Annotated in this window: 23 protein-coding genes and 1 riboswitch; of the genes, 6 read left to right on the top strand and 17 right to left on the bottom strand. The window is 60.2% G+C overall.

The window, feature by feature from the left end; all coding sequences use genetic code 11:
* Positions 1-35 precede the first annotated feature (35 nt).
* Both AC2IBB_RS32310 and AC2IBB_RS32305 read left to right on the top strand, forming a co-directional pair.
* Positions 36-563, top strand: a complete 528-nt coding sequence (locus AC2IBB_RS32310; RefSeq protein WP_486330726.1) for a MerR family transcriptional regulator — start codon at positions 36-38, stop codon at positions 561-563.
* 45 nt (positions 564-608) lie between these two features.
* Positions 609-1010, top strand: a complete 402-nt coding sequence (locus tag AC2IBB_RS32305) for a GNAT family N-acetyltransferase (RefSeq protein WP_486330725.1) — start codon at positions 609-611, stop codon at positions 1008-1010.
* A 27-nt stretch (positions 1011-1037) separates the two neighbouring features.
* Here the strand turns inward: AC2IBB_RS32305 and AC2IBB_RS32300 are convergent, their stop codons facing one another.
* From AC2IBB_RS32300 to AC2IBB_RS32225, 16 genes are all read right to left on the bottom strand, one after another.
* Positions 1038-1907, bottom strand: coding sequence for a cytochrome c (locus tag AC2IBB_RS32300; RefSeq protein ID WP_486330724.1), 870 nt, complete (start codon positions 1905-1907; stop codon positions 1038-1040).
* 251 nt (positions 1908-2158) lie between these two features.
* A complete protein-coding gene (locus AC2IBB_RS32295; RefSeq protein ID WP_486330723.1) occupies positions 2159-3610 on the bottom strand; it encodes a hypothetical protein in 1452 nt (483 codons plus the stop codon).
* Positions 3611-4543: 933 nt separating this feature from the next.
* Positions 4544-5338 carry a precorrin-4 C(11)-methyltransferase gene (cobM, locus tag AC2IBB_RS32290; RefSeq protein ID WP_486334016.1) on the bottom strand — a complete coding sequence of 265 codons (795 nt, stop codon included), beginning with the start codon at positions 5336-5338 and terminating at the stop codon, positions 4544-4546.
* The gene (cobJ, locus tag AC2IBB_RS32285; protein WP_486330722.1) at positions 5335-6144 is read right to left on the bottom strand and encodes a precorrin-3B C(17)-methyltransferase; all 810 of its coding nucleotides are present in this window, start codon (positions 6142-6144) and stop codon (positions 5335-5337) included. Before cobJ ends, cobM begins: the two co-directional genes overlap by 4 nt.
* Positions 6141-6917 (bottom strand): cobalamin biosynthesis protein, encoded by a 777-nt coding sequence (locus tag AC2IBB_RS32280; protein WP_486330721.1) that lies wholly within the window; start codon positions 6915-6917, stop codon positions 6141-6143. Before AC2IBB_RS32280 ends, cobJ begins: the two co-directional genes overlap by 4 nt.
* Positions 6914-7636 (bottom strand): precorrin-2 C(20)-methyltransferase, encoded by a 723-nt coding sequence (gene cobI, locus AC2IBB_RS32275; RefSeq protein ID WP_486330720.1) that lies wholly within the window; start codon positions 7634-7636, stop codon positions 6914-6916. The genes AC2IBB_RS32280 and cobI overlap by 4 nt, the downstream gene beginning before the upstream one ends.
* Complete coding sequence (cbiE, locus tag AC2IBB_RS32270; protein ID WP_486330719.1) at positions 7633-8904, bottom strand: precorrin-6y C5,15-methyltransferase (decarboxylating) subunit CbiE; 1272 nt, start codon at positions 8902-8904, stop codon at positions 7633-7635. The genes cobI and cbiE overlap by 4 nt, the downstream gene beginning before the upstream one ends.
* Positions 8904-9545: a precorrin-8X methylmutase gene (locus AC2IBB_RS32265; RefSeq protein WP_486330718.1), complete on the bottom strand. Its 642-nt coding sequence runs from the start codon at positions 9543-9545 to the stop codon at positions 8904-8906. Before AC2IBB_RS32265 ends, cbiE begins: the two co-directional genes overlap by 1 nt.
* 6 nt (positions 9546-9551) lie before the next feature.
* A complete protein-coding gene (locus AC2IBB_RS32260; RefSeq protein WP_486330717.1) occupies positions 9552-10547 on the bottom strand; it encodes a sirohydrochlorin chelatase in 996 nt (331 codons plus the stop codon).
* Positions 10531-11403 carry a precorrin-6A/cobalt-precorrin-6A reductase gene (locus AC2IBB_RS32255; RefSeq protein ID WP_486330716.1) on the bottom strand — a complete coding sequence of 291 codons (873 nt, stop codon included), beginning with the start codon at positions 11401-11403 and terminating at the stop codon, positions 10531-10533. The genes AC2IBB_RS32260 and AC2IBB_RS32255 overlap by 17 nt, the downstream gene beginning before the upstream one ends.
* Entirely contained in the window at positions 11400-12500 is a 1101-nt protein-coding gene (locus AC2IBB_RS32250) for a cobalt-precorrin-5B (C(1))-methyltransferase (protein WP_486330715.1), read from the bottom strand. The genes AC2IBB_RS32255 and AC2IBB_RS32250 overlap by 4 nt, the downstream gene beginning before the upstream one ends.
* A 3-nt stretch (positions 12501-12503) precedes the next feature.
* Positions 12504-13808, bottom strand: coding sequence for a cobyrinic acid a,c-diamide synthase CobB (locus tag AC2IBB_RS32245; RefSeq protein ID WP_486334015.1), 1305 nt, complete (start codon positions 13806-13808; stop codon positions 12504-12506).
* A 33-nt stretch (positions 13809-13841) separates the two neighbouring features.
* Entirely contained in the window at positions 13842-14441 is a 600-nt protein-coding gene (gene cobO, locus AC2IBB_RS32240; protein ID WP_486330714.1) for a cob(I)yrinic acid a,c-diamide adenosyltransferase, read from the bottom strand.
* A gap of 19 nt (positions 14442-14460) precedes the next feature.
* Positions 14461-16197 carry an ATP-binding protein gene (locus tag AC2IBB_RS32235; RefSeq protein WP_486330713.1) on the bottom strand — a complete coding sequence of 579 codons (1737 nt, stop codon included), beginning with the start codon at positions 16195-16197 and terminating at the stop codon, positions 14461-14463.
* A 4-nt stretch (positions 16198-16201) separates the two neighbouring features.
* A complete protein-coding gene (locus AC2IBB_RS32230; protein WP_486330712.1) occupies positions 16202-17005 on the bottom strand; it encodes a CbtA family protein in 804 nt (267 codons plus the stop codon).
* 114 nt (positions 17006-17119) lie between these two features.
* Positions 17120-17296: a CbtB domain-containing protein gene (locus tag AC2IBB_RS32225; RefSeq protein WP_486330711.1), complete on the bottom strand. Its 177-nt coding sequence runs from the start codon at positions 17294-17296 to the stop codon at positions 17120-17122.
* A 26-nt stretch (positions 17297-17322) separates the two neighbouring features.
* A riboswitch (cobalamin riboswitch) is annotated at positions 17323-17534 on the bottom strand.
* A 103-nt stretch (positions 17535-17637) separates the two neighbouring features.
* Between AC2IBB_RS32225 and cbiB the strand changes: the two genes are divergently transcribed.
* From cbiB to AC2IBB_RS32205, 4 genes are all read left to right on the top strand, one after another.
* A complete protein-coding gene (cbiB, locus tag AC2IBB_RS32220) occupies positions 17638-18582 on the top strand; it encodes an adenosylcobinamide-phosphate synthase CbiB (RefSeq protein WP_486330710.1) in 945 nt (314 codons plus the stop codon).
* Positions 18583-19659, top strand: a complete 1077-nt coding sequence (cobD, locus tag AC2IBB_RS32215) for a threonine-phosphate decarboxylase CobD (protein WP_486330709.1) — start codon at positions 18583-18585, stop codon at positions 19657-19659. It begins immediately after the preceding gene.
* Positions 19660-19667: 8 nt separating this feature from the next.
* Positions 19668-20318 (top strand): 5,6-dimethylbenzimidazole synthase, encoded by a 651-nt coding sequence (gene bluB, locus AC2IBB_RS32210; protein WP_486330708.1) that lies wholly within the window; start codon positions 19668-19670, stop codon positions 20316-20318.
* 153 nt (positions 20319-20471) lie between these two features.
* Complete coding sequence (locus AC2IBB_RS32205; RefSeq protein WP_486330707.1) at positions 20472-21176, top strand: M12 family metallopeptidase; 705 nt, start codon at positions 20472-20474, stop codon at positions 21174-21176.
* Positions 21177-21225: 49 nt separating this feature from the next.
* On the opposite strand, the gene AC2IBB_RS32200 is transcribed toward AC2IBB_RS32205, so the two are convergent.
* Positions 21226-22245 (bottom strand): LacI family DNA-binding transcriptional regulator, encoded by a 1020-nt coding sequence (locus tag AC2IBB_RS32200; RefSeq protein ID WP_486330706.1) that lies wholly within the window; start codon positions 22243-22245, stop codon positions 21226-21228.
* Positions 22246-22277: the final 32 nt, after the last annotated feature.

The following is a 22277-nucleotide window of genomic DNA, read 5'->3' as shown; positions in this document are numbered from 1 at the left end:
GCTTTAATTGAACGGCAAAATGATGAGGCGGATGGATGTACACCATTGGTCAGATGGCGCGTAAATTTGGCGTATCACGTAGCACATTGCTGTATTACGACTCTATCGGACTGCTGAGTCCCAGCGCCCGGAGCGAGGCCAATTACCGGCTGTATTCCGAGGCGGATTTCGGCAGGATGGAGAAAATTGCGTTTTATCGCGAGGCGGGACTGCCCCTGGAAAACATTGCCGACGTGCTGGCGCAACCCCAGGACGGCGTGCAGGTTATTCTTGAGCAGCGTCTACAGTCGATTAACCGGGAAATACAGCGCCTGCGCACCCAGCAACAGGTCATCGCCACTATTTTGAAGACTGAGCGGGGGCGCAAGAAAAGCCGTATTATCGACAAGCAGGGCTGGGTGGCCATGCTGGCGGCGGTAGGGCTGGATGAAGCGGCCATGCGGCAATGGCATGTGGAGTTTGAATCCATGTCGCCGGAAGCGCATCAGGACTTTCTGGAGTCCCTGGGAATCCAGGCGGAAGAAATTAAAACGATTCGGCATTGGTCGCGCAACGGAGGTTAAGTCCGACGTTGTTCGAAATTTAAAAGGAATTCGTAAGGAAGTTGCATGTACGAAGTGGTTGAGAAAGTCGCAGAAGTGGATGATTTCATGCGTTTACGTCAAATCTCTGGTTTGTCCCCAAGGCCCAGGGAGGCGGCGATGAAAGGCCTGCCGCGCAGTTTGTTCGGCGTATGCGTAATGACGCAGGAGGCCTGCGTTGGCATGGGACGGGTGGTCGGCGACGGCGCGCTGAACTTTGAGATTGTCGACGTCGCGGTGGACCCGGCGCATCAAGGCAAAGGGCTCGGGCGGAAAGTGATGGAAAGCATTATGGCGTACTTGCAACGGGAAGCCCCGGACGGGGCTTATATCACGCTGATGGCGGATGTGCCGGAACTCTACACCCGCTTTGGTTTCAAGCTGACGCGTCCTGGCAGCGAAGGCATGTATATCGTTAAAGGACGCTAATCATTCTGCGTCCGGCTATCTCAGGCCTCAGTTAGAGGCCTGTTTCGTATCCGGTTTTCTCTCCGCCATGTGCTTCAGATAGGCGATGAGGTCGTCGATTTCCTCGTCTTTCCAGATATCGTCCTTCACCCACACCATTTTCATGTCAGACCACTGACGGACGGAGGTGGGGTCTTTAATGAACTGCTTGAGCGCTGCTTCATTGAAGTATTCGGTAGGGTTCATCGGCTGGTTCAGGTCTGGCCCCAGTTTCGCCGCGCCTTGGCCATTGATCTGGTGACAGTGCATACAGCGCGCTTTATACACTTGAAAGCCTTTGCGCGCGGGATCATTGGCGGCGAGGTGTCCTGCCGGCAGCAGCGCAGGAAAGATGCGCGCGAAGTCATCCTCTACGTCCAGAGAACTCAATTGATAGGGCCAGAACTCTGGAGGAATGTCGGACTTTTCGGGGTTGCTCCATACCAGATAGAAAGGGCCGGCGCTCTGCTTGGACGTGTTGGCCCCCTTTGGTAATGGCGGCCACTTCTTATCATCGGGTTCTATCGCCAGATAGGCGCGGGCGGCGTCAGGGTCGTCATTCAGCAGATACTTCTTTTCCAGCACGCCAGAATAGCCGTCGAGACAGGTGAAAATCAGCACGGAGGCGTCCGTCAGGTTCATGTCCTGCAACAACACGGAGATGGGAATGGCGGTAATAGGGAAATCTTGGTCGGGATAATTGAGAAGGGGGATATTGAGCACTTGTCTGGCGGGATGGTTCAGTAACTGGCTTTTGCTCCACTGCGCCTCCTTATCCCCGGCGCGGATGGTGAACCCCGCTTCGCTCCTTGCGTAACTCAGCGAATGCAGCGTCGCCAGCAATACGCCCAGAATTATCGGCAAAAGTGATTTGTTCATACTTGATCCTATTATTATTTAATTATGCTTCCTGAACTTGAGGTTGCGCGGCGGACACAGCAGGACCGACCCGAAGGCGCCGTCACAACGCTAAAATTACTCGTTAACAGGCTGATAAACAAGATGAAAAAGACGGGGCGGGGGAGCGTATTGGAGGACGATAATCTGAGGTCCTTAGCGCTTCGATCTAAGGGGGGATTGGCGAAACAAGCGACGGATAAAGGCCGGCGCTGGAGCCGGCCTGATGAGCGTCAGGCGTTAGCCACCTTCAACAGGATTTCCCGGAATTTACCGTGTTCGCCGTTATTGAAGTTCTTGGCGTTATCCAGCAGTCCATTGACCATTTTGTCACTGGAATGGAACAGATAACTCTGCTTGCCAATGTATTCCGCTGCGAAGGTTTTCAACGTATCCACGTACTTCACGCCACGGTCAAACTCATACTGAGAAATCACATAGCCGTTATCGCGGAACATATTCAGGAAGTGCATCTTATCGCCGCAAATGCCGCTGTTCAGCGTGAAGGCGGCGATCAGCGCGGACTTGTCCACATAGCCTTCGAACCAGTCTTTGAAGCGGATGGGGTTCTGGTGCACGCCACGGGTTTTGCCCGAGCTGATGTAAACGTTCCAGTGTGAGCGCGCCTCTTTACAGAAGTGGCGGATATGGGCGATTTCACGCAAACGCAAGATGAACAGCGTGACGGTTTCCAGACAGGTGAACACCAGATTCATCACGGCGCCGGTAATGCCGCCGATGATGAAGGTGGAAGCGGAAAACGCGCCTTTAAGCGCATCGTAAAGTCCTGCGCCCATGCCTTTGCACATCTGCGTGCGCAGGGCGTCGCAAATCACCTGAGGATGGCCTTCCAGTACATTCACGCCCCGTCCGCGCCACCAGGTGGTGACCGCTGTGACGGCGTGATCGCTGGTGTTCACCAGACCTTTGAAGACGTCCATACTGCCCGCCACGTAAGGAGCGGCGGAGGAGGCGAACTTCACTACAATCGCCTTGATGACCGTTTTGATGGCGGTCATGGACAGCGACACTTTGTCCTTGAATTTGGACTTCAACGCATCAATCAGCTTGCGGCAATAGTCTTCGATCCAGTGCAACGCCTTCATGAACACATTGCGACTGGCGCCGGTCTCCGCCAGATAACCGGACCCTTCCACCGCTTCGATGATCTTCTGCCCCGGCAGCATGACATAGCCCATGTTCACGCGTTTGCTGGTCAGGCTCTGGGCCGCCGCAGTGTGGCCATTGGATGTGAGGATTTCCGAGTGCATGCGCATACCGGCGGAAGCGATATTGATGGCGCCGGCGGCGAAGGCGCTAATCAGCGTGTCGTGCAAGTGAGTGTGGGACCAGAGGTAGACGGCTCCCAACCGGGCGTGATCCAGATCGCGTTGATAAACCTTTTTGAGGTCGTTCAGCTCAGGGCCTTGTCCGGCCATCTTTTTACTGAGCTCTTCAATGGCTCCGTGTCGGTTGCGCACGCTATTACGCCATTCACCGTTGGGACCCTTGCTCTTCTTCCACTCCTCCAGCTTCTGATTCAGATACCATCTTTCGGCGCCGCCGCCGAACATCTCGTAGGATTTGATGTGGCTGTCCAGCTGTTTAAGGAGGCGACTGCGTGGCTTGCCCGTGGCTGCAGTCCGCTTCATCCATTCGTCGTACGAAATTAAATCGCTAGGCATTATTTAGTTCTCCTTATTTAATGCTGAATGCGCGATAACTCGCCCGCCGGGGAGGGAGCCCCGATTGCAGGCGCTAATTTTCAAGACGCTCGAATCAACCGTACCTGACGCTCAAGACTGATCAAAAAACTACTGGACCGACTACACTTTGCGGCTGGGCGCGGTCCGGTATGACGAAGAACTCCCGCTCTGTTCGGCATGAGATTGGATTACCAGAGCGATGCGGACTCCCGCATACCGTCCGGCGGTTCAGTTCCTTTGCTGCGACAAATCACTGTGATCCAACACCGCTGGTTTTCCTAAGTATTTATTAAGGAAAAACATAGAGTTCAGTTATTTGTCTCGGGACTAATCCGTCGTTGTTTCGAAGGTAGCAAACTTGTTTTGGCTGGAGAACTAGGTATTTATACACCTGTTTCTTAAATCCGTTGTATATAGACGGGTAAGGGGCTTATAAGTAATTGTTGCTTGGTCTTATGGGCTAGACCTTTAAAGGATGTTTGGTTCTTGTTGTACTAATGAAATATACCTGACTAATTAACTTTTTATTTAATTAGATGTTTCTTATTTAAAAGTTATATTTCTGTTTAAGTTGCTGTTATTAAATTGATTTTGTATTTATATCTCTTTTTCGTCATGACTAATAATGCTTGGCGTGGTCCATTCTTTGTCTGACCAGAAGTCTAAAGAAAAAATGAACAACTGGAAGTGAAAATAGACTTTCACGAAGGCGAGATCAGGAATGAATTAGTTATATATGTTTAATGTACAAATGTGATGTTTGTCACATTATGGCGGTGGGTTTCAAGTCTGTTTGGGGAGTGGCGATGAATGTTTCGTTTTCCCTAAAGGAAGTTGCATTTTTTTAACCGCGAAAAGTAGCGGCGTCGCCAGGTGGACCACTTCTCCGCCTGAGCAGGCCGCCACTGTGTTCTACGCCTGAGTGCGGCGCACTTTCCGCGGCGTCGCCGGTTTGACCTTGGGGCGATAGATATGGGCCTGCGCCGCGTCGTACAGATAAGACTCGTTGAAGTCCTCGCTGGCCAGCACCCGTCCCACCAGAATCAGCGCCGTACGAGTGATTTTGGCGGCGCGCACTTGCTCCACGATATCCGCGAGCGTGCCCAGGATATGCTGCTGATCCGGCCAGCCCACTCGATAACAGACGGCGACGGGGCAGTCAGAGCCGTAATGCGGCGTCAGGTCCTCGACAATCTGATGCAGGCGGGTGACGCCCAGATGTATCGCCAGAGTGGCGCCATGTTGCGCCAGAGAGACGAGGTTCTCCCGCTCGGGCATGGGCGTCTTGCCGGCGTAGCGGGTCAGGATGACGGTCTGGGAGACCCCGGATAACGTTAGCTCTTTGCCCAGCATGGCGGCGGCGGCGCTGGTTGACGTGACGCCGGGAATGACTTCAAAGGGTATCGCCAGCGCCTGCAGTCGACGTATTTGTTCGCCGATAGCGCCATAGATGGATGGATCGCCGGAATGAATCCGCGCTACATTCAGCCCGCGCGCATGGGCGTCGACGATCAGTTCCAGAATTTCATCCAGATTCAGGGGCGCGGTGTCGGTGATCTCCGCCGCAGCGTCCGCCTGCGCCAGGATTTCCTCCGGCACCAGCGAACCGGCGTAAAGAATGACCGGGCTGCGTTGAATGATGCGCTGCCCTTTGATGGTCAGCAGATCCGGGTCGCCGGGGCCGGCGCCGATAAAATAGACGGTCATGGCGCGACGCTCTCTGGCTGGGTGAGCTTGCGGGCGTAGCCCCGCGGCGTATACACCCATTGCTTGTCGCCATTCTGAAAGCAGCGGGTGGCGCTACTGCCCACCAGCACCAGGGTCAGCATGTCCACTTGCTCAACATCCAGGTCCGCCAGCGTACAGACGCTGACGCGCTCGTCCTGACGGGTCAGGTTGCGGCCCAGTATCACCGGTGTGTCGGCGGGACGTCGTTGCAATAAAAGTTCCTTGGCGCGAGCCAACTGCCAGCGGCGTTTGCGGGAGACCGGGTTGTAGAAGGCGATGACGAAATCCGCCGCCGCGACGGCGCGAATGCGGGTCTCGATAGTCTCCCAGGGCGTCAGCAAGTCAGACAGGGACACGGCGCAAAAGTCGTGGCCCAGCGCGGCGCCCATGCTGGCGGCGGCGGCCTGCATAGCGCTGACGCCGGGCATGACCTGGATGTCGACCTGACGCCAGTCATGATCGTTCGCGCCTGTTTCGGCGCCGCTGAGCTGGCGCTCCAGCAGCTCGAACACCAGGGTCGCCATGGCGAAAATGCCGATGTCTCCGCTGGAAATCAACGCCGTGGGCTTGCCGGCGGCGGCCAGATTCAGCGCCAGCCGGGCGCGCTCGATTTCCTCGCCCAGGGGCAGGTCGTGCAAGGTCTTGTCCCGGGTGCGCTCACCCAGCAGCTCCAGATAGAGGCCATAAGCCACCAGATCGCTGCTGGCGGCGATGGCCTGCTCCACCTGGGGCGTGATCATCAATTCCGAACCTGGGCCGGAGCCCAGTACGTAAAGTCGTTTCATTCTTCTGTCTTCCGCGATAAATAGCTGCGGGCGACGGCGCAGGTAGCGCGTCGGTTTTTGTGTTTGGGCAGCGCCAGTTCCGCTGGCGCGCCGCTCAGTTGGGCGGCGGAGGCGAGGGCGGCGGCTTCCGCCACCCCGTAAACGCCGGTTTCCCTGAATACGATGTCGGACTTCTGCGTCAACTGTCCCTCGAACGCGGACAACTGCGCCGGACTCCAGGTCTGATAGGTCCAGTTGCGGCGGCGGGCCAGTTCGATCAGACCCACTTCATCCGCTTTGATATCGATGGAGGCGAGGGTGTGAATCTGCGATGAGATCAGTCCCATGTGCGCGAGACATTGATCCGCCAATTCTTCCAGCGCCTCCAGCGGACAATGCCGCTCACACCCCATGCCAAGCGCATACACCGGCTCCAGATAGGGCTGCGCAGTGGTCAGCGCCAGTTGGGCGTTGAGGCGTTCCGCGATCTGGCGTCCCCATTCATTGGCGCCGCCTTCATGGCCGGAAAGCAGTGGAATGACGAAACGTCCGTTTTCATCCAGCACCAGCACCGGCGGGTCCTGATACTTGTCCTGCAATACCGGCGCGAGGGTGCGCACGACAATACCGGCGGCGCAGATAAAAATCAGCGGCTCGCCCTGTTGAAACAGGCTCTGCGCCGTTTCCTGAAAGGGTTTGGGCTTGTAATGCAGCGCCATTGGCGTTGGCGACAAGATCTGCAATCGCTCCGCCAGGGCGCGTCCCGCCGGGGTCAGGGCGATAATCGCCGTCATTGCGCCCCCTTGCGGCGGCACACCAGAAACAGGGAGAAATAAGGGCCGGGCTCGTCATCCAGCGTGGTCACGTCGCGCACGACGCGCTGCTGGGTCTGGGTGAGGTGCTCCAGATACACCGCGTCCCGGGTGCGGCCGGTAGCGGCGATCAGTTCCAGTACCCGACTGCGTTTGCGTCCGCCCTTGAGGATCGCCAGATTATCGAAGCGGGACAGGGCGTCGAGAAGCTCCGCATCCGGACAGCGGGCGCTGATCACCGCGAGGTTCTCGTGCTGCAACGCCAGGGGCAGCAAGGCGGCGGAGGCGGCGGCCTGGGGCGAGCTGATCCCGGGAATGGAAACGCAGGGATAATGCGATGCGAGACGCGCCAACAGATAGGCGAAGGAACCGTAAAACAGCGGATCGCCTTCGCACAGAAACGCCACATCCAGACCCTGATCCAGCAAGCGGGCGATGCTGGCGGCGGCTTCATCATAAGCCTGTTCCGCCTGCCGCCGGTCGCTGCACATTTCGATGCGAACCGGCAGTTGCGTTTGCGCCTCAGTGCGCAGATGTGGCGATGCGATCTGTTTGGCCAGGGAATGGCCGTCGCTGTTGACGATGTATGCGAGCGCATCCGCCTGCTGCAGACGGCGTACGGCTTTCAGCGTCAGCAGCTCCGGGTCGCCGGGGCCGACGCCGACGCCGAAAAACACGCCGGTGGCAATGGGTGTCGTCATGAAGAAGATGTCCGTTTGCTGAACTTGACCAATGTGACCGGCAATTGCGGCCGCATCAATAATTGTCCCGCCAGGGGCTCACCCCGGCTGACGGCGATTTGCGTCCATTCGGCGTCGCCGTCCTGCAGGCGCGTTTGAAACTGCAACAGACGGCTTTTGCTGTCTTCGGTGACCGCGCTGGCCGCCAGGCGTCCGCCAGGGGGAAGCTGTTCCCAGCAGTGGCGCAGCAGCGTATCCATCTCGCCATCGCTGCCGCCGATGAACACGACATTGGGGCGAGGCAGGTCCGCCAAGGCGTCCGGCGCCCGTCCCGCCACTACGTGCAGGTTACGCATGACGCCAAAGTGTTCGCGGTTGCGCTGCAACTGGCGCAAGCGCTCTTCGTGGCGCTCGATGGCGTAAACTTGTCCCCGCGGGTTCCAGCGCGCCCACTCCACCGCCACGCCGCCGCAACCGGCGCCGACGTCCCAGCCGATATCCTCAGCGCAAGGCTGTAGCAAAGACAGGATGCACAGACGCACTTCACGTTTGCTGAGCATGCCCTTGCCCGGCTCGCCGTCGGTGTGGAAATCCTGGTCCGCCATGCCGGGAAATTCAGGCAGGACGCCGCCCGGTCCGGCGGTTTGCAACAGCGTCACATGCAGGGTGTGGACGTCCGGTGGTGAAGCGAGCAGTTCCGCAACGGAAAACTCGCGAATGTGTTGTTCGGGGTAGCCCAGTTGCTCGCACACCCACAACGTCGAATCCTGCATGCCCCATGACTGCAAGGCCTGGGCGATCGCCTGAGGATGACTGTGCTGGTCCGTCAGCAGCGCATAGCGGCGGCGATTGCGCAGCTGAGCGCGCAGACTGGCGAACGGGCGACCGTGCAGGCTGATCACCTGCATGTCATGCTCATCCAGCCCGACTTCATGACAGGCGGCCTGAACACTGGAAATCTGCGGGTAGAAATGCAGTTGGGACGCTGACAAATGGCGGTTGAGCCAGTTGCCGACGCCGAAAAACAGTGCGTCGCCAGACGCCAGCAGGGCGATCTCCTGTTCGCTATCGCTGTTTAGCAATTCCAGCAGTCCGCTGAAGGGAGAAGGCAGCGGCGCAGTGCGGCCTTGGGACGGGTAGCCCGCCACGGTTTGCAATTGTCGCTCAGAGCCAATGATCAGATCGGCGCGACGCAAGGCTTCCTGCGCCGCAGCGCCCAACAGGGCGCGTTCGCCGACTCCCAGGCTGATGACATGCACCAAAGGGCGATGCAAGGCGGACTGGCTCATCAGAAATAGATTCCCCGGCTGATGCGCAATAACGCGTTGAAGGCGGAGGCGGTGAGGGCGCTGCCGCCCTGTCGTCCCAGTAAGGCGATCGCTTGCAAACCAAGTTCGCCGCAATGACGCCAGAGCGCGTCCTTCGATTCCGCCGCGCCCACGAATCCTACCGGCATGCCGATGACCAGCGCCGGTTTGGGAGCGCCGTCACGCACCATTTCCAGTAAACGGAACAAGGCGGTAGGCGCGTTGCCAATCAGCACGACGCTATCCGCCAGCAGAGGACGCCACAATTCCAGCGCCGCCATGCAGCGGGTTTCGCCGCGAGCCTTGGCCAAATCCGGTGTTTCCGGCGCATTCAAAAAGCAATGAACCGGCGTCTCCAGCATGCGTTTGGTGAGACCGTGGCGCACCATTTCCACGTCACACAACACCGGTGCGCCGGCGCGAATAGCGGCGAGTCCCGCCTCCACGGCGCCGGGAGTGAAGCGCAACTGCGCTATGATCTGCGGATCGCCGCAACTGTGGATCAGACGCATCGCCACCTGGGCTTCGTCCTGAGTCAGTGAGCTCAGATCGGTCAGCTCACGAATCTGGCGGAAACTTTCCCGTTCAATGGCCAGGGGATCTTTTTCGTAGTCGAAGTGCATAGCCCCTCAGGATTTCTCCTCATCACGGTCATGACTGTGATCATGACTGTGGTGATGCCCGTGGTGGTGGCCATGGCCGTGATGGTGGTCATGATCGTGATGATGACTGTGATCGCCATCGGTGCCGATGCCGCGCACGTGATGATGATGGCCTTCCTGCGGCAGACCCACCTTGTGTTCGTTGCCGACGATCTGCACCCGGTACTGGCACATCTGACAGTTCATGTTCGGGCTGCCTTTTTCGATCTCTTCCAGGCGATCGGCGAAAGTATCCAGGATCAACGGATGATCATTGAGGTAAGGCGCTTTCACTACTTTCACGTCGGGATATTCGGACTGATAGCTGTCGGCCCAGTCGTAGATCTTTTTCACCAGGCGTCCGGTAAACAGGAAATAGGGGAATACGATGACCTGTTTAAAGCCCAAGCCGTGCGCGCGCTTCAGCGCATCGGGAACCAAGGGTGTGGTGACGCCGCTGTAGCAGGTGATGGCCCAGCCGAAGCCCATGCCTTCTTCAAGCATGCGCGTGATCTTGCTGATATTGGAGTTGGCGTCCGGGTCGGAAGCGCCGCGCCCTACCACCACCAGCAGGGTGTCCTGGCGGGAGTAGCCTTCGCCGAACTCCGGCTCCGCCTCCTCGATGCGGTCGCGGGCGGCGCGCAGCATGTTGGGATTCACGCCCAGCTCTGCGCCGTAGTTGATGCTGACGCCTTCGAACTCTCTTTGCAGCGTGTTGAGTTCGCTGGGAATGTCGTTCTTGGCGTGGCCCGCCGCCATCAGCATGCCGGGAATGGCGCTGATGCGGGTGGCGCCCTGTTTCACCAGTTCATCCACGCCGTCGGCGATGACCGGGCGGGCGAACTCCAGAAAACCGGTGGCGCAAAGGCGATCCGGAAAGCGTTCGCGAAAATGTTTGGTCAGCTGATGAAACTGCTCCACGGCTTCGTTATCGCGAGAACCGTGCCCGACAAATAAAATGGCGGGTTTATCGCTGTTGGACATGATCGTTTTCCTCTCGTGTGCTGTCTCGGGCGCAGGAAGGCCCTCTATCAGAGTGTTTGTTATAGGTTTGATCCAGTGGGCGAAACGGGAGCGTCATGGCGGCGCAGTGCTCGATAAAGCGCTCCAGATCGTCAAATTCCCGTGTCGCCGCAGGTGTTGGCGGACGCCGCAGCATGAACACCGGCAAGCCCCGCTCTGCGGCGACCTGCAGTTTGGCCTCAGTGGCTGCGCCGCCGCTGTTTTTGCAGACCAGGGCATCCACATTGAAGGCGTCGAACAGATCTCTCTCTTCTTGCAGCGCGAACGGCCCGCGCGCCTGGATGAAGTCCAGGTCGTCCCGGGAGGCGAGCATGGCGGGCGCCGGCAACGCGGAGCGAATGAGCCAGCGCTGCTCCGCCAGCTGCCCCAGAGACTCCGCCTGCGCCAGCAATGGAAAGGCGCTGCGCCCCAGGGTGAAAAACGGCCGTCGGTAATCTTCAAGGCGGCGCAGCAGATCGTCGCCGCCGTCCGTCTCGATCCAGCGATCCTGTGGTCCCGGCCGCCAGGGCGGACGTTGATAGCGCCAGCAGGGGATCTCGCAGCGCCGCGCCGCACGGACGGCGCTGGAAGAAATCGTTGCGGCGTATGGGTGAGTTAGGTCCGCCACCGCCGTGACCTGATGGTCGCGGAGGTAGTTCGCCAGACCGCTGACGCTGTCTGCGCCGAAGCGCGCAAAGCCGCCGCTGATAATCGGGTAGGGGGCGTCGTGGCGCTCCAGGAGTCCCGCGAGGCTGTAAACCAGCGGGACGCCCTGGGCGTGCAGTCGGTCTGCGCAAAGTTTTGCGTCGCGCACGCCGCCGAGAATCAGCAAGGTCATAAGTCTTCTCCCCCGTAAGCGCCCACCGGCAGGCCCTGACGATCAATCGCCACCACCTCAAGCTGCATGCTGCTATGCATGGTGTAGGCGGCTTTTTCCCAGGCGCGCCGGCAGATCAGATCGCCCAGAGGCAGGTCGCCGGCAAGACGCAACGCTTCGATACTGGTGTTGGCGGCGCGCATGGCGGCCAGGGTGTCCGGCGCGGCGCCCAGAGACTCGGCGGCGTCGGCGAGGAAGCCCAGATTTATTTCCGAGGCCTTGCTGTGCAGATCCAGATGCCCGCAGGCGAGTTTGCTGATCTTGCCGAAACCGCCCACCAGCGTGAGTCGGCGCAAAGGCGTGCGGCGCAGGTATTTCAACAGGGCCCCGGCGAAATCGCCCATTTCGATCAACGCCATGTCCGGCAGGCCGTAGTGACGGCGCGCATAGTCTTCGCTGGCGTTGCCGGTGCAGGCGGCGATGTGGTCGTAACCGTTGGCGTGGGCCACGTCCACGCCCTGATGGATGGAGGCGATATAGGCGGAGCAGGAAAACGGCCGCACGATGCCGGTGGTTCCCAGAATGGAGAGCCCGCCCACAATGCCCAGACGCGGATTCATGGTCTTTTGCGCCAGGGCGGCGCCATTCTCCACGCCGACCGCCACATCGAAAGCGCCGTTGTAGGCGCATTCGTCCGCCAGTTCCAGCAGATGTTCGCGGATCATGCGGCGCGGCGTTGGGTTGATAGCGGGTTCGCCTACCGCCAGGGACAAACCATCGCGAGTCACCGTGCCAACGCCGTCGGCGGCGGAGAAGCGCACTTCTCCTGCGCCGGTTCCCAGGCTGGCGATGACGAACACCCGGGCGCCATGGGTGACGTCAGGATCGTCGCCGGCGTCCTTAACAGTAACGGCGTAAGCGCTGTGCAGGTCGAGGCGGCGGCACTCGGCGATGGGCAGGCGCACTTTCTTGCCTTTCGGCAAAGTGACTTCGCATTCGTCACAGGATTTTCCGGTCAGCAGAAGGCGGGCGGCGGCGAGGGCGCAGGCGGTGGCGCAGGTCCCGGTGGTCAGGCCTGTGCGCAGCGGCTGCTGGCGTTCGGGGCTCTCCCGCCACATGCCTCAGGCTTCCGTCGCGCCCGGCCGGAACAGGTTGGCCAAGGCGCTGGGATTGGAAGGGAAGAACAGGTGCAAATAGGTGGCGGTCAGGCCTTTGCTGCGCACAATGACTTCACCGGGAGCGGGATGACGCTGACGGCGGCCATAGGCGATGGGAGGCAGGGTTCCGTGGCTGCGGGAGTGATGGTGGGCGTGAGCGCGCACGTCGCCTTCCGGCAACGGCGCCGTTTGCATGCCCTGACAACCGCGCTTGGCGCGCATCTCCCCTGCGCCGGGAATCAGTCCGGCCATGGCGAAAATACGATCCTGCTGATCGGTGAGCGTTTCCTGCGCATACAGCATGCCGCCGCATTCAGCGAGCATCGGACGACCGTCCATATAAAAACGTTTCAGCGCCGCTTTCATGGCCTGATTGGCGGACAGACGCTCGGCATGCAGCTCCGGATAACCGCCGGGCAGCCACAGCGCATCCGCAGGCGGCGGTTCGCTGTCCTCCAGGGGAGAGAAGAACAACACCTCCGCGCCCATTTCCTGCAACAGACGCAGGTTGGCGGCGTAGATAAAGCTGAACGCCGCATCCCGGGCGACGGCGATGCGCACTCCCGCGAGCATGGGTCTGACAGCGGGCGTCAGCGCGGGTCTGAACGTCGTGACGGCGGGCAGGCTGGCCAATGGCGTATGGGCGATAGCGGCGGCGGACTGATTCAGGCGCCGCTCCAGTCCCTGTTGCTCATAAGGCTGCACCAGGCCCAGATGCCGCTCCGGCAGGGCGATGGCGTCATCGCGAAATATTCCGGCCAACAAAGGAACCTGCGAGGGCAGGCTCTCGGCGATCAGCGACAGGTGACGCTCGCTGCCGAGGGCGTTGGCGATAATGCCCACACACTGAAAGTCGCGCCGGTAATTGGCGAGTCCATAAGCCACCGCAGCGGTGGTCTGCGCCATGCCTTTGGCGTTGATCACGACGGCGACGGGCAGGTTGAAGCGGGCCGCGAGATCGGCGCTGCTGGGTTCGCCGTCCAGCAGACCCATGGCGCCTTCAATCAGGATCAGATCGGCTTCGCGGGCGGCGCGATAGAGCTGGTCGCGGCAATATTCCTCACCCGCCATCCACAGATCCAGCGGCTCCACCGGCGCGCCGGAAGCGATCTGCAAAATCTGCGGATCAAGGTAATCCGGACCGGTCTTGAAGACGCGCACCTTGCGTCCCTGATTGCGATGATGGCGGGCCAGGGCGGCGGTGACGGTGGTTTTGCCCTGGCCGGAAGCCATGGCGGAAATAAACAGTGCGGGACAACGGGCCTGCATCAGTGCGTTTTCTCCATCAATCTTCACTCATCTTTAAAACTCGATTCCCGCTTGCGCCTTCACACCCAAACGGAACGCATGTTTTTCATCCTGCACCTGACTGATAGTGTCGGCGATGTCCTGCAGCTCCGTCGCCATCGTGCGCCCGGTAATCATCACGTTCTGGTGCTGGGGGCGGCTTTGCAGCGCCTTGACCATGGGCTCCACCGGCAGGTAGCCGTACTTGACCATGTAGCTCAACTCGTCGAACAGCAGAAAATCATAGCTGCCGTCCGTCAGCAGTTGCTCCGCCAGGGCCCAGGCCTGACGGGCGGCGGCGATGTCCTGCTCGCGATCCTGGGTTTCCCAGGTGAAGCCATGCCCCATGACGTGAAAATCCACCCGGGGATGGTCTTTGAAAAACAAGAATTCACCGGTGGCGTCGCGGCCCTTGATGAATTGAATCACCGCGCAGCGATGGCCGTGGCCGAGGGAGCGCGCCATGGTGCCGAAGGCGGAGCTGCTTTTGCCTTTGCCATTGCCCTTGAGCAGGATCAGCACGCCGCGCTCTTCTTGGGCTTGCGCGATGCGTTCGTCAATGATGCGCTTCTTGTTGGCCATGCGACGGCGGTGTTTTTCGTTTTCGTCCAGCATCAGTCGTATCTCCGAGGCGTTAATGTTCCAGGGCGGCGCGCACAGCGGCCAGCGGGGCGTAAGCGGCTCCGAGGCGTTGCGCCAGTTGTCGGCAGCGATTGAGTCTGACGGCGGTCTGCTCGGTATCCACCACCCACAGAGGCGAATCCCAGGTCAGATCGTCCAGCGGATCGCGGCTGCGCCCGTCAGTCAGCAGCAACGTACGGCAGGTCAGATGCGGGTTGGCGCGGGTCTGGCGCGCCAGCAGTTGGCGCGCATGCAGCAGCGCCTGTCGCAGCGGCGTACCGCCGCCAGCGGGAAGATCGTTAAGCAGGGCGGCGATATCTTTGGGCGCGCGTCGGCAGGGGATCACCCACTCCGCGCGCTGCGCGCCAAACGCCAGCACGGCCAGTTTCTCCCGCGCCAGATAGGCTTGTCGGGCCAGTCCCAGAATCACCCCTTTCGCCTGCGCCAGCGCGCGTTGGCTCAGGGTGGAGGCGGAGGTGTCCAGCAGGACGCAGTTCAGGGTGTCGCGACTCTGGCGGCGGGGTTGGTAGCGTATTTCGCGTAATTCGTCGTCCCGATTGTCGGGATGGACCAGCGTGGCGAACCAGTCCGGGCGTGAGGACAGCGTCTGCCGGCTGCGTTGCGCGCGACCGAGGGCCGCGCCCTGGCGTTTTTCTGCGCCGCTGCGCTGTGTGTCGCGCCGGGAGGACGGTGAACGTCGCGTTGGGATCTCGGGCAGTTGCGGCGTCACCGGCTTGTCCGCCGCCATCCATTGCGGCGGCATGGCGCCCCAGTCGCCGGAGGTTCCAGAGGACGAGGATGATGATCCCCCTGAGCCTCTGGCGTCTCCGCCGCCTCCTTGTGAGGGAGGCGAACCGGTCGAAGACGGCGGCGTATTTTGATGATTGGCGCGATGGCTAAGCGCGAACGCGCGGGTCGCCGCTACGTCTTCGGCGCTGACCTCATCGCGGCCGCTCCAGGCGGCGTGGGCGATGGCGGCGCGGCGCCAGCAAATGTCCGCGCGCACGCCTTCTACGCCAGCAGCGAGGCATTGGCTGGCGATGTCCCGTTGTATGTCCGTCGGGCAGAGAACCTGTGGTAATTGTTCGCGGGCGGCGGTGATGCGGGTTTGCAGCTCTTGCTGCGCTTCGCGCCATTGCGCCTGAAACGCGCCGCGATCCTGTTCGAAATCCAGACGACGCTCCACGATAGCCGTGCGCTGCTCAACGTCATAGGTTTCATCCAGGGTGACGGCGAGACCGAAACGGTCCTGTAACTGCGGGCGCAGCTCGCCTTCATCCGGGTTCATGGTGCCGATCAGGATAAACTGCGCCGGATGGCTGTGACTGAGGCCGTCCCGCTCGACAAAGTTCACGCCTGAGGCCGCCGTATCAAGCAGGGCGTCCACCAAGGGATCGGGCAGCAGATTGACTTCATCAATATAAAGCACGCCGCCGTGAGCTTTGGCCAACAGGCCGGGATTAAACTGCACGCGTCGTTCGCCCATGGCCTGTTGCAGATCGATGCTGCCGATCAGACGTTCTTCAGACGCGCCCAGAGGCAGGGTGACGAACTTGTCCGCCGCCTCGGGCAATAAATCCGCCAGTCCCCGCGCCAGCGTCGATTTGGCGGAGCCGCGGGGGCCGCTGATCAATACGCCGCCCAGATGGGGATTGATGGCGGCGAGCAGCAACGCGGTTTTTAGCGGTTGCTGGCCGACAACCGCGGTGAAAGGATAGGCGGCGAGGGCAGGCTGGGCGGCGGCGTCCATTGACTCAGCGCGCCTGCAGGGCGGCGTCCTGACTGCTCCAACGGCGCAGGAACCAGGCGCAGGCCAGCCCGACGATCACCCAGAACAGCGCGTTGGTCAGGGTGGCGGCGGTGACGAATTGATGATGCAGCATCTCTAGCGCTTGCAGAGCCTGTGGGTTGGAGGCGGCGAATTCCGGCGCATTGGTGTGCGGGGCGCCGACCAGATGGGGAATAATCAGCAAAGGCAGTCCACCCAGCTTTTTCCATCCCGGCGCGAACGCCAGCAAGGCGAAACCAATCGCGGTGACCAGGGCGGTGGCGATCCACCACAGCTGGCGGTTTTCCAGCGCGGCGGCCTGCATGCCGGGAATCTCCGGCGGCAGGCCCAAGGCGGGGGCGACAAAAAATACGCCATAGCCCGCCAGCCCCCACACTAATCCCGCGCCCCAGCCTGCGCCGCCTTTGCCACAGAGTCTGGCGGCGTACATACAGGCCAGCATCAGCGCACTGAAGCCAATCCCGGCGAGCACATTGGAGAGCAGGGTGTACAGCGTGCGCTCCACGCCGTCTTCCGGGGCCCAGGCGTCTTCGTCATGGTGATGGCCGCCGGCTTCAGCGCCGCCGTGGTCGTGTTCATGGGAGTGATGGGCGTCCGCCGCAGCATGCTGGAGATCTTCCTCTACGATGGGTTCAGGCTCCTCGCCGCCTTCGTAGGTTTCCGCCTCCAGAATGATGCTGGTGACCTGGGAGTGTTGTACGGCGCTCAGCAGCCCGCCGGCCAACAGGCCAACCAGCAGCGACGCCAGAATAATACGCTGAAACAACATGTCTCTTCCTCATGCGATGCGGTGTAACGTCGCCGTTCGCGCCCTAAAGCCTGTGGGGCATTGACGCGGACGATCGGACCTCTGGCCCTGAATGAGCCTGTGAAATCAGTATTTTCAGTGACAGGGGAAAGCGAACGCGTGCCGGGCGTCGTGAGCGGCGTTGTGAGCCGCATCCATGGACAGAAAGCCCACTGCGAACAGAATCAGTCCGCCGAAGCACATAGCGCCGATAAGTTGCAGCGCGGCATTGTTGGAAGCCAGCAATGGAAGAGAGAGATTTTTAGTTTGCATGATCTGCGCACCTACCCGTACGGACAGCAGTGAATAAAAACAAGGCCGGTCTCCGGGCTTACGAAAGGTCGGAACGAGTCCGACACAACATTTGCGCCTTCCCATGTCACAACAAATGACATAGTGGCGTAGGCAAATTACTTTCGATTACCGTTGCGGGGGCAGCACTGGATTGGCGTAACGCGCACCAGATTTCCCGATTATCTCGCGATCGAGCACCTTGGTCAGCGGGATATGCTATGGGCTCTTTGCGGGGCAAGTCAACAAGTTAGCGGGTTGCAAAGCGCGTGGACCATGGTGAGAATAGGCCGCCTCATCATGAGCCTGGCGCATACTGATCAATGGATACATTGCTGATTCTTGTCCTCGCCCTGACTTTCGACGCCCTGTTGGGAGAACCGCGCCGGCTGCATCCTTTGGTGGGTTTCGGGCGTTACGCTGGTTGGGTGGAAGGGTCGATTCGCATCGCCGATTTCTCTCCGCCAACGCTGCGCGCGCTGGGCGCGGCGGCGGTGACGGCGTCGATACTGCCCTGGGTCGCGCTCGCCTGGCTGGCGAACGAGTGGAGCGAGTCTTCCGCCTGGGGACAGATTATCTTTTCCGCTTTCGTGCTTTATCTCGCCATCGGCTGGCGCAGTTTGCTGGAGCATGTGCGTCAGGTCGCCGCGCCATTGCGCCGGCATGACCTGGAGGCCGCGCGGCGCAGTGTGTCGATGATCGTCAGCCGCGACACGGCGGAGCTGGGGGAGGAGGAGATCGCCGCCGCCGCCACGGAATCCGCTCTGGAGAATGGCTCCGACGCTATTTTCGCCGCCATCTTCTGGTTCCTGCTCGCAGGCGTTCCTGGCGTGGTGATGTATCGCCTCAGCAATACCCTGGATGCGATGTGGGGTTATAAAAACACGCGTTATGTCTATTTCGGCTGGGCGGCGGCGCGGCTGGATGATGTTCTCAATTGGGTTCCCGCCCGTCTGACGGCGTTCAGTTACGCCTGTTGCGGCGCGCTGGACAGCGCCCTGCGATGCTGGCGCGCCCAGGGCGGACACTGGAAAAGCCCTAATGCGGGACCGGTGATGGCGGCGGGCGCGGGCGCGCTGCGGGTGCGACTCGGCGGCGCGGCGACCTATCACGGCAGTCTGCAGTATCGTCCTTCACTGGGCTGCGGCGACGCCGCCTCGGCGCAATCCATCGAACGCGCCTGCGCGCTCATCAACCGCGCTTTGGTTTTGTGGACGGCGACGGTCGCGATAGGAGCGTGCGGGCTGTGGTTGTGGGGAGCGGTTTGAATGAGCGGGAGCGATTTCGATAGTGGGGCTGGCCAGGCGGAAGAACAGGTTCCCGTGCATGGCGGCGATCTGGAAAAGTACAGTCAGCGCTACGGTATTGCCCCTGATGACTGGCTGGATCTGTCCACTGGCGTCAGTCCCTTTCCCTATCCGCTGACAAGCATTCCGGCTGAGGTGTTTCGGCGTCTGCCTTATCCCGACCCGGCGTTGCAACAGGCGGCCTGCTCCTATTACGGGACGGATTCCCTGCTTGCAATTCCCGGCTCGCAATGGGCGATTCAACATTTGCCCGCCTGCTGCGCTCCAGGCGTGGCGGCGCTGCCGGATATCGGTTATCGCGAACATGAGCATCACTGGCGTCGCCAGGGCTTCAAAATTATTCATTACCCTGCGGGTGATCTGGCGGGCGCGGCGGCGCGACTGGCGCAGACAGAAAACTTGCGCGCCCTGGTGGCGATTAATCCGAATAACCCCGCCGCCCGTAGGACGCCATTGGCGGCGCTGCGTGAGTTGGCGTGGCGCCTGCAATCCACGGGCGCATTGATGGTGGTGGATGAAGCCTTCGCCGATGCGGAGACAGAGTCCAGCCTGCTGGACGAGACCCTGCCGGAGAACGTTGTGGTGTTGCGCTCATTCGGCAAATTTTTCGGTTGGCCGGGAGTGCGTTTGGGATTTGTGGCGGCCGCGCCCTACTGGCTAGCGGCGTTGCAGCGCCAGCTTGGTCCCTGGACGGTGAACAGCGCCGCGCAATATGTGGCGTCCCGGGCGTTGCGCGATGAAGCCTGGATTACCTCCATGCGTGAAAAGCTGTCCCTGGTGAGCCGCGATCTGCAGACGCTTATTCTGGCGCAGCCGGTATTCAAGGAAGCGCTGGAGTGCCGGCGCACGCCGCTGTTTGTGTCCGTGTTGGCGCCGACAGCGCAGGCTGAGCGAATTTTCGAACGTTGCGCACAGCGGGGCGTGTTGATTCGCCTGTGGCGGGTGAATGCGGAGCTGGCGTACTTACGGTTTGGACTTTTTGATTTGGAGGACGCCGGTCTCGCAGGGAGACTGACCGCCGCCCTCGCTGACAGATAAGGCGACTCATGACGGACAGCGGCTATTCACCAGAAGAAAAACAGGCGGTGTATCGCGCGATTTACGAACGACGCGATATGCGTCATTTCCTGGCGGACCCGGTAGACGAGGCGACTTTGCAGCGTATTTTGCAAGCCGCTCATCATGCGCCCAGCGTGGGCTTCATGCAGCCCTGGCGTTTTATTCGCATCACCGAGCCCAGCCTGCGTCGGGATATCGCAGCCACGGTGGAGAAAGAGCGCCTGTTGACCGCAGAGGCTTTGGGCGAACGCGGTCAGGAGTTTATGCGCCTGAAAGTGGAGGGCGTGCGTGAATGTCCGGTATTGTTGGTGGTGACGCTTACGGATCGGCGTGAAAGATATATTTTTGGTCGCCGCACTATGCCGGACATGGATCTGGCGTCCGCCAGTTGCGCGATCCAGAACCTCTGGCTGGCGGCCCGCTGCGAAGGGGTTGGCATGGGCTGGGTGTCGCTGTTCGATCCCGTTGAATTAGCCGCGTTGCTGCAATGTCCGGAAGGTAGCGAACCCATCGCCATTCTGTGTCTGGGGCATGTGGATAAATTTTATGACGCGCCTATGCTGCAACAGGAAAACTGGAGCCAGCGTAAGGAGTTGCAGGAGCTGGTCTGGTTCAACCAGTGGGGCGGCGCGCGCTGACGGAATTACAATAAATAACAATTTCTCATGACTGGAAGGCCCCTCCAGCGTCGCTCTCTGGATCGCACTAAAATTGGGTTGGCTCAGACTCAGCAACGTTGACGTTGAGACGAGCTAAACTCTTACGGTCCATAACTAAAAAGGAGTGGGATCATGGGATTGGGATGTATAAGAAACGGCGGCACGGCGATGGTTTATCGCATGAGTTGGGACGGCAAGTTCTCTGAGAGTCAAACCAATGTCGGCGGCCCCTGGCCGAACGGCGTGGTGAAGGTGTTTGTGCCAGAGGGGCTGGACAGGGATTATGTACAGACTGTACGTACGACATTCCGCCGCTGGGAGCACTGCGTTCTGGAATATTGGGGCACGCAGCTGATCAAATTCGTTGAAGTGGGCGCGGCGGGTAATGGCGTGGCCACCCTCAATTTCGCCAGCAACTCTGCGGATATTGGGTATTTTCCCGGCGCCAGCACCAAGCTGGGGGTTAATGGCAAAGGCAATATCAAATCACTGCCCCATGAAGTAGGACACGCCCTGGGACTGGCCCATGAGCATGAGCGCGACGATGCGCCCGAGAGCGTACTCCACACCTGGGGGGCCAACAAAATGGCGTTGGACGCTTACAAGCTGAACAAGCGCAACAGCACCCGCAAATTTGAAACCTATGGCACTGACTTCGATCCCAAATCCATCATGATGTATGCGGATCAGGCGGTGGGGTTGCTGGATTCCGTCGACAACACCCGTTACGGCGGCTGCAAGATTGATCCCGGCCATGTGGTCAGCGGCGACTGGAATCCCAGTATGGGCGATCTGGAAGTGCTTGGCCGCATCTACCGGCACTATTCCACTCTCTAACCCATTCCACTTTCTAATCCGTATTTGGCAGTCGGGCCTGTGGATCGGCTCAGATCGCTTTGACTGACGCCCGCTCAATAATCTTGTGTGGGATGATCAGGCTCTCGGCTTCCAGGGTTCCGGCGGCGGACATGTCCAGCAGCATTTCCGCCGCGCGGCTGCCCATGGCGAACAGCGGCTGATGCAGCGCGGTGAGCGGCGGCGTCGCCATTTCCGCGATGCGGGTGTCGTCGTAGGCGATGATCGACAGGTCATCCGGTATGCGCACGCCATGACGGTGAGCGCAGGACAACGCGCCCATCGCCAGTTCGTCGCTGGCGGCGAATATCGCGCTGAACTGGCCCGGCTTGTCCCGCAGTAATCCTTCCATGCACAGCGCGCCGCTGTGAAATCCGAATGACTCAAATTCCGCCCGAAACCGAATCAGCGATTCATCTACGTTGAGGCCATGGTCCCGCAGCGCCTGAGAATAACCTTCTATGCGGGGCGCGCCGGCGATGAGGTCGGCGCGGTCGCCGCTGATCATGGCGATTTTGCGGTGGCCTTTGTCGATGAGATGGCGGACGGCGCTGTAGGCGGCCAGCTTGTCATCCACTTTCACGTAAGGAAAGGGGTAGGAATAGGAGAGGGTGGAAATCAGCACGACGGGTAGATTCAGACTCAACAGCGCTTTGCTTTTCTCCGGCGTCATGTATTCGCTGACGGCGAGCACGCCATCCACTTGTTTCTCTTTCAACGTCCGCACGTATTCCTGAGAACGGTCGCCGGAATAATTGGTGTTGCAGACAATGACGCTATAACGCTGCTCCTTGGCCACCGTCTCGATGCCTTTGAGGATCTCCGCCGCCAGCATGCCGGAAACGTCCGGTAACATGACTCCGATAGTCTGGGTTTTTTTACTGACCAGACCGCGGGCTACCGCGTTGGGCCGAAAGCCCATTTCGTCGATGGCGGAGAGCACTTTTTTGCGCGTGTCGTTGGAGTATCCCCCCAGCCCGTTGATGACCCGTGACACCGTGGCGATGGAGACGCCGGTGCGTTTGGCGACGTCTTTGATGGTGGTTTTCATGGCTTTAAATTTGTCTTAAATGTCTCGGTTTG

The organism is Hahella sp. NS-SX17 (assembly GCF_057367735.1).
Note: the sequence above shows the minus strand (reverse complement) of the source record. Positions and strands in the feature narration are given on the sequence as shown.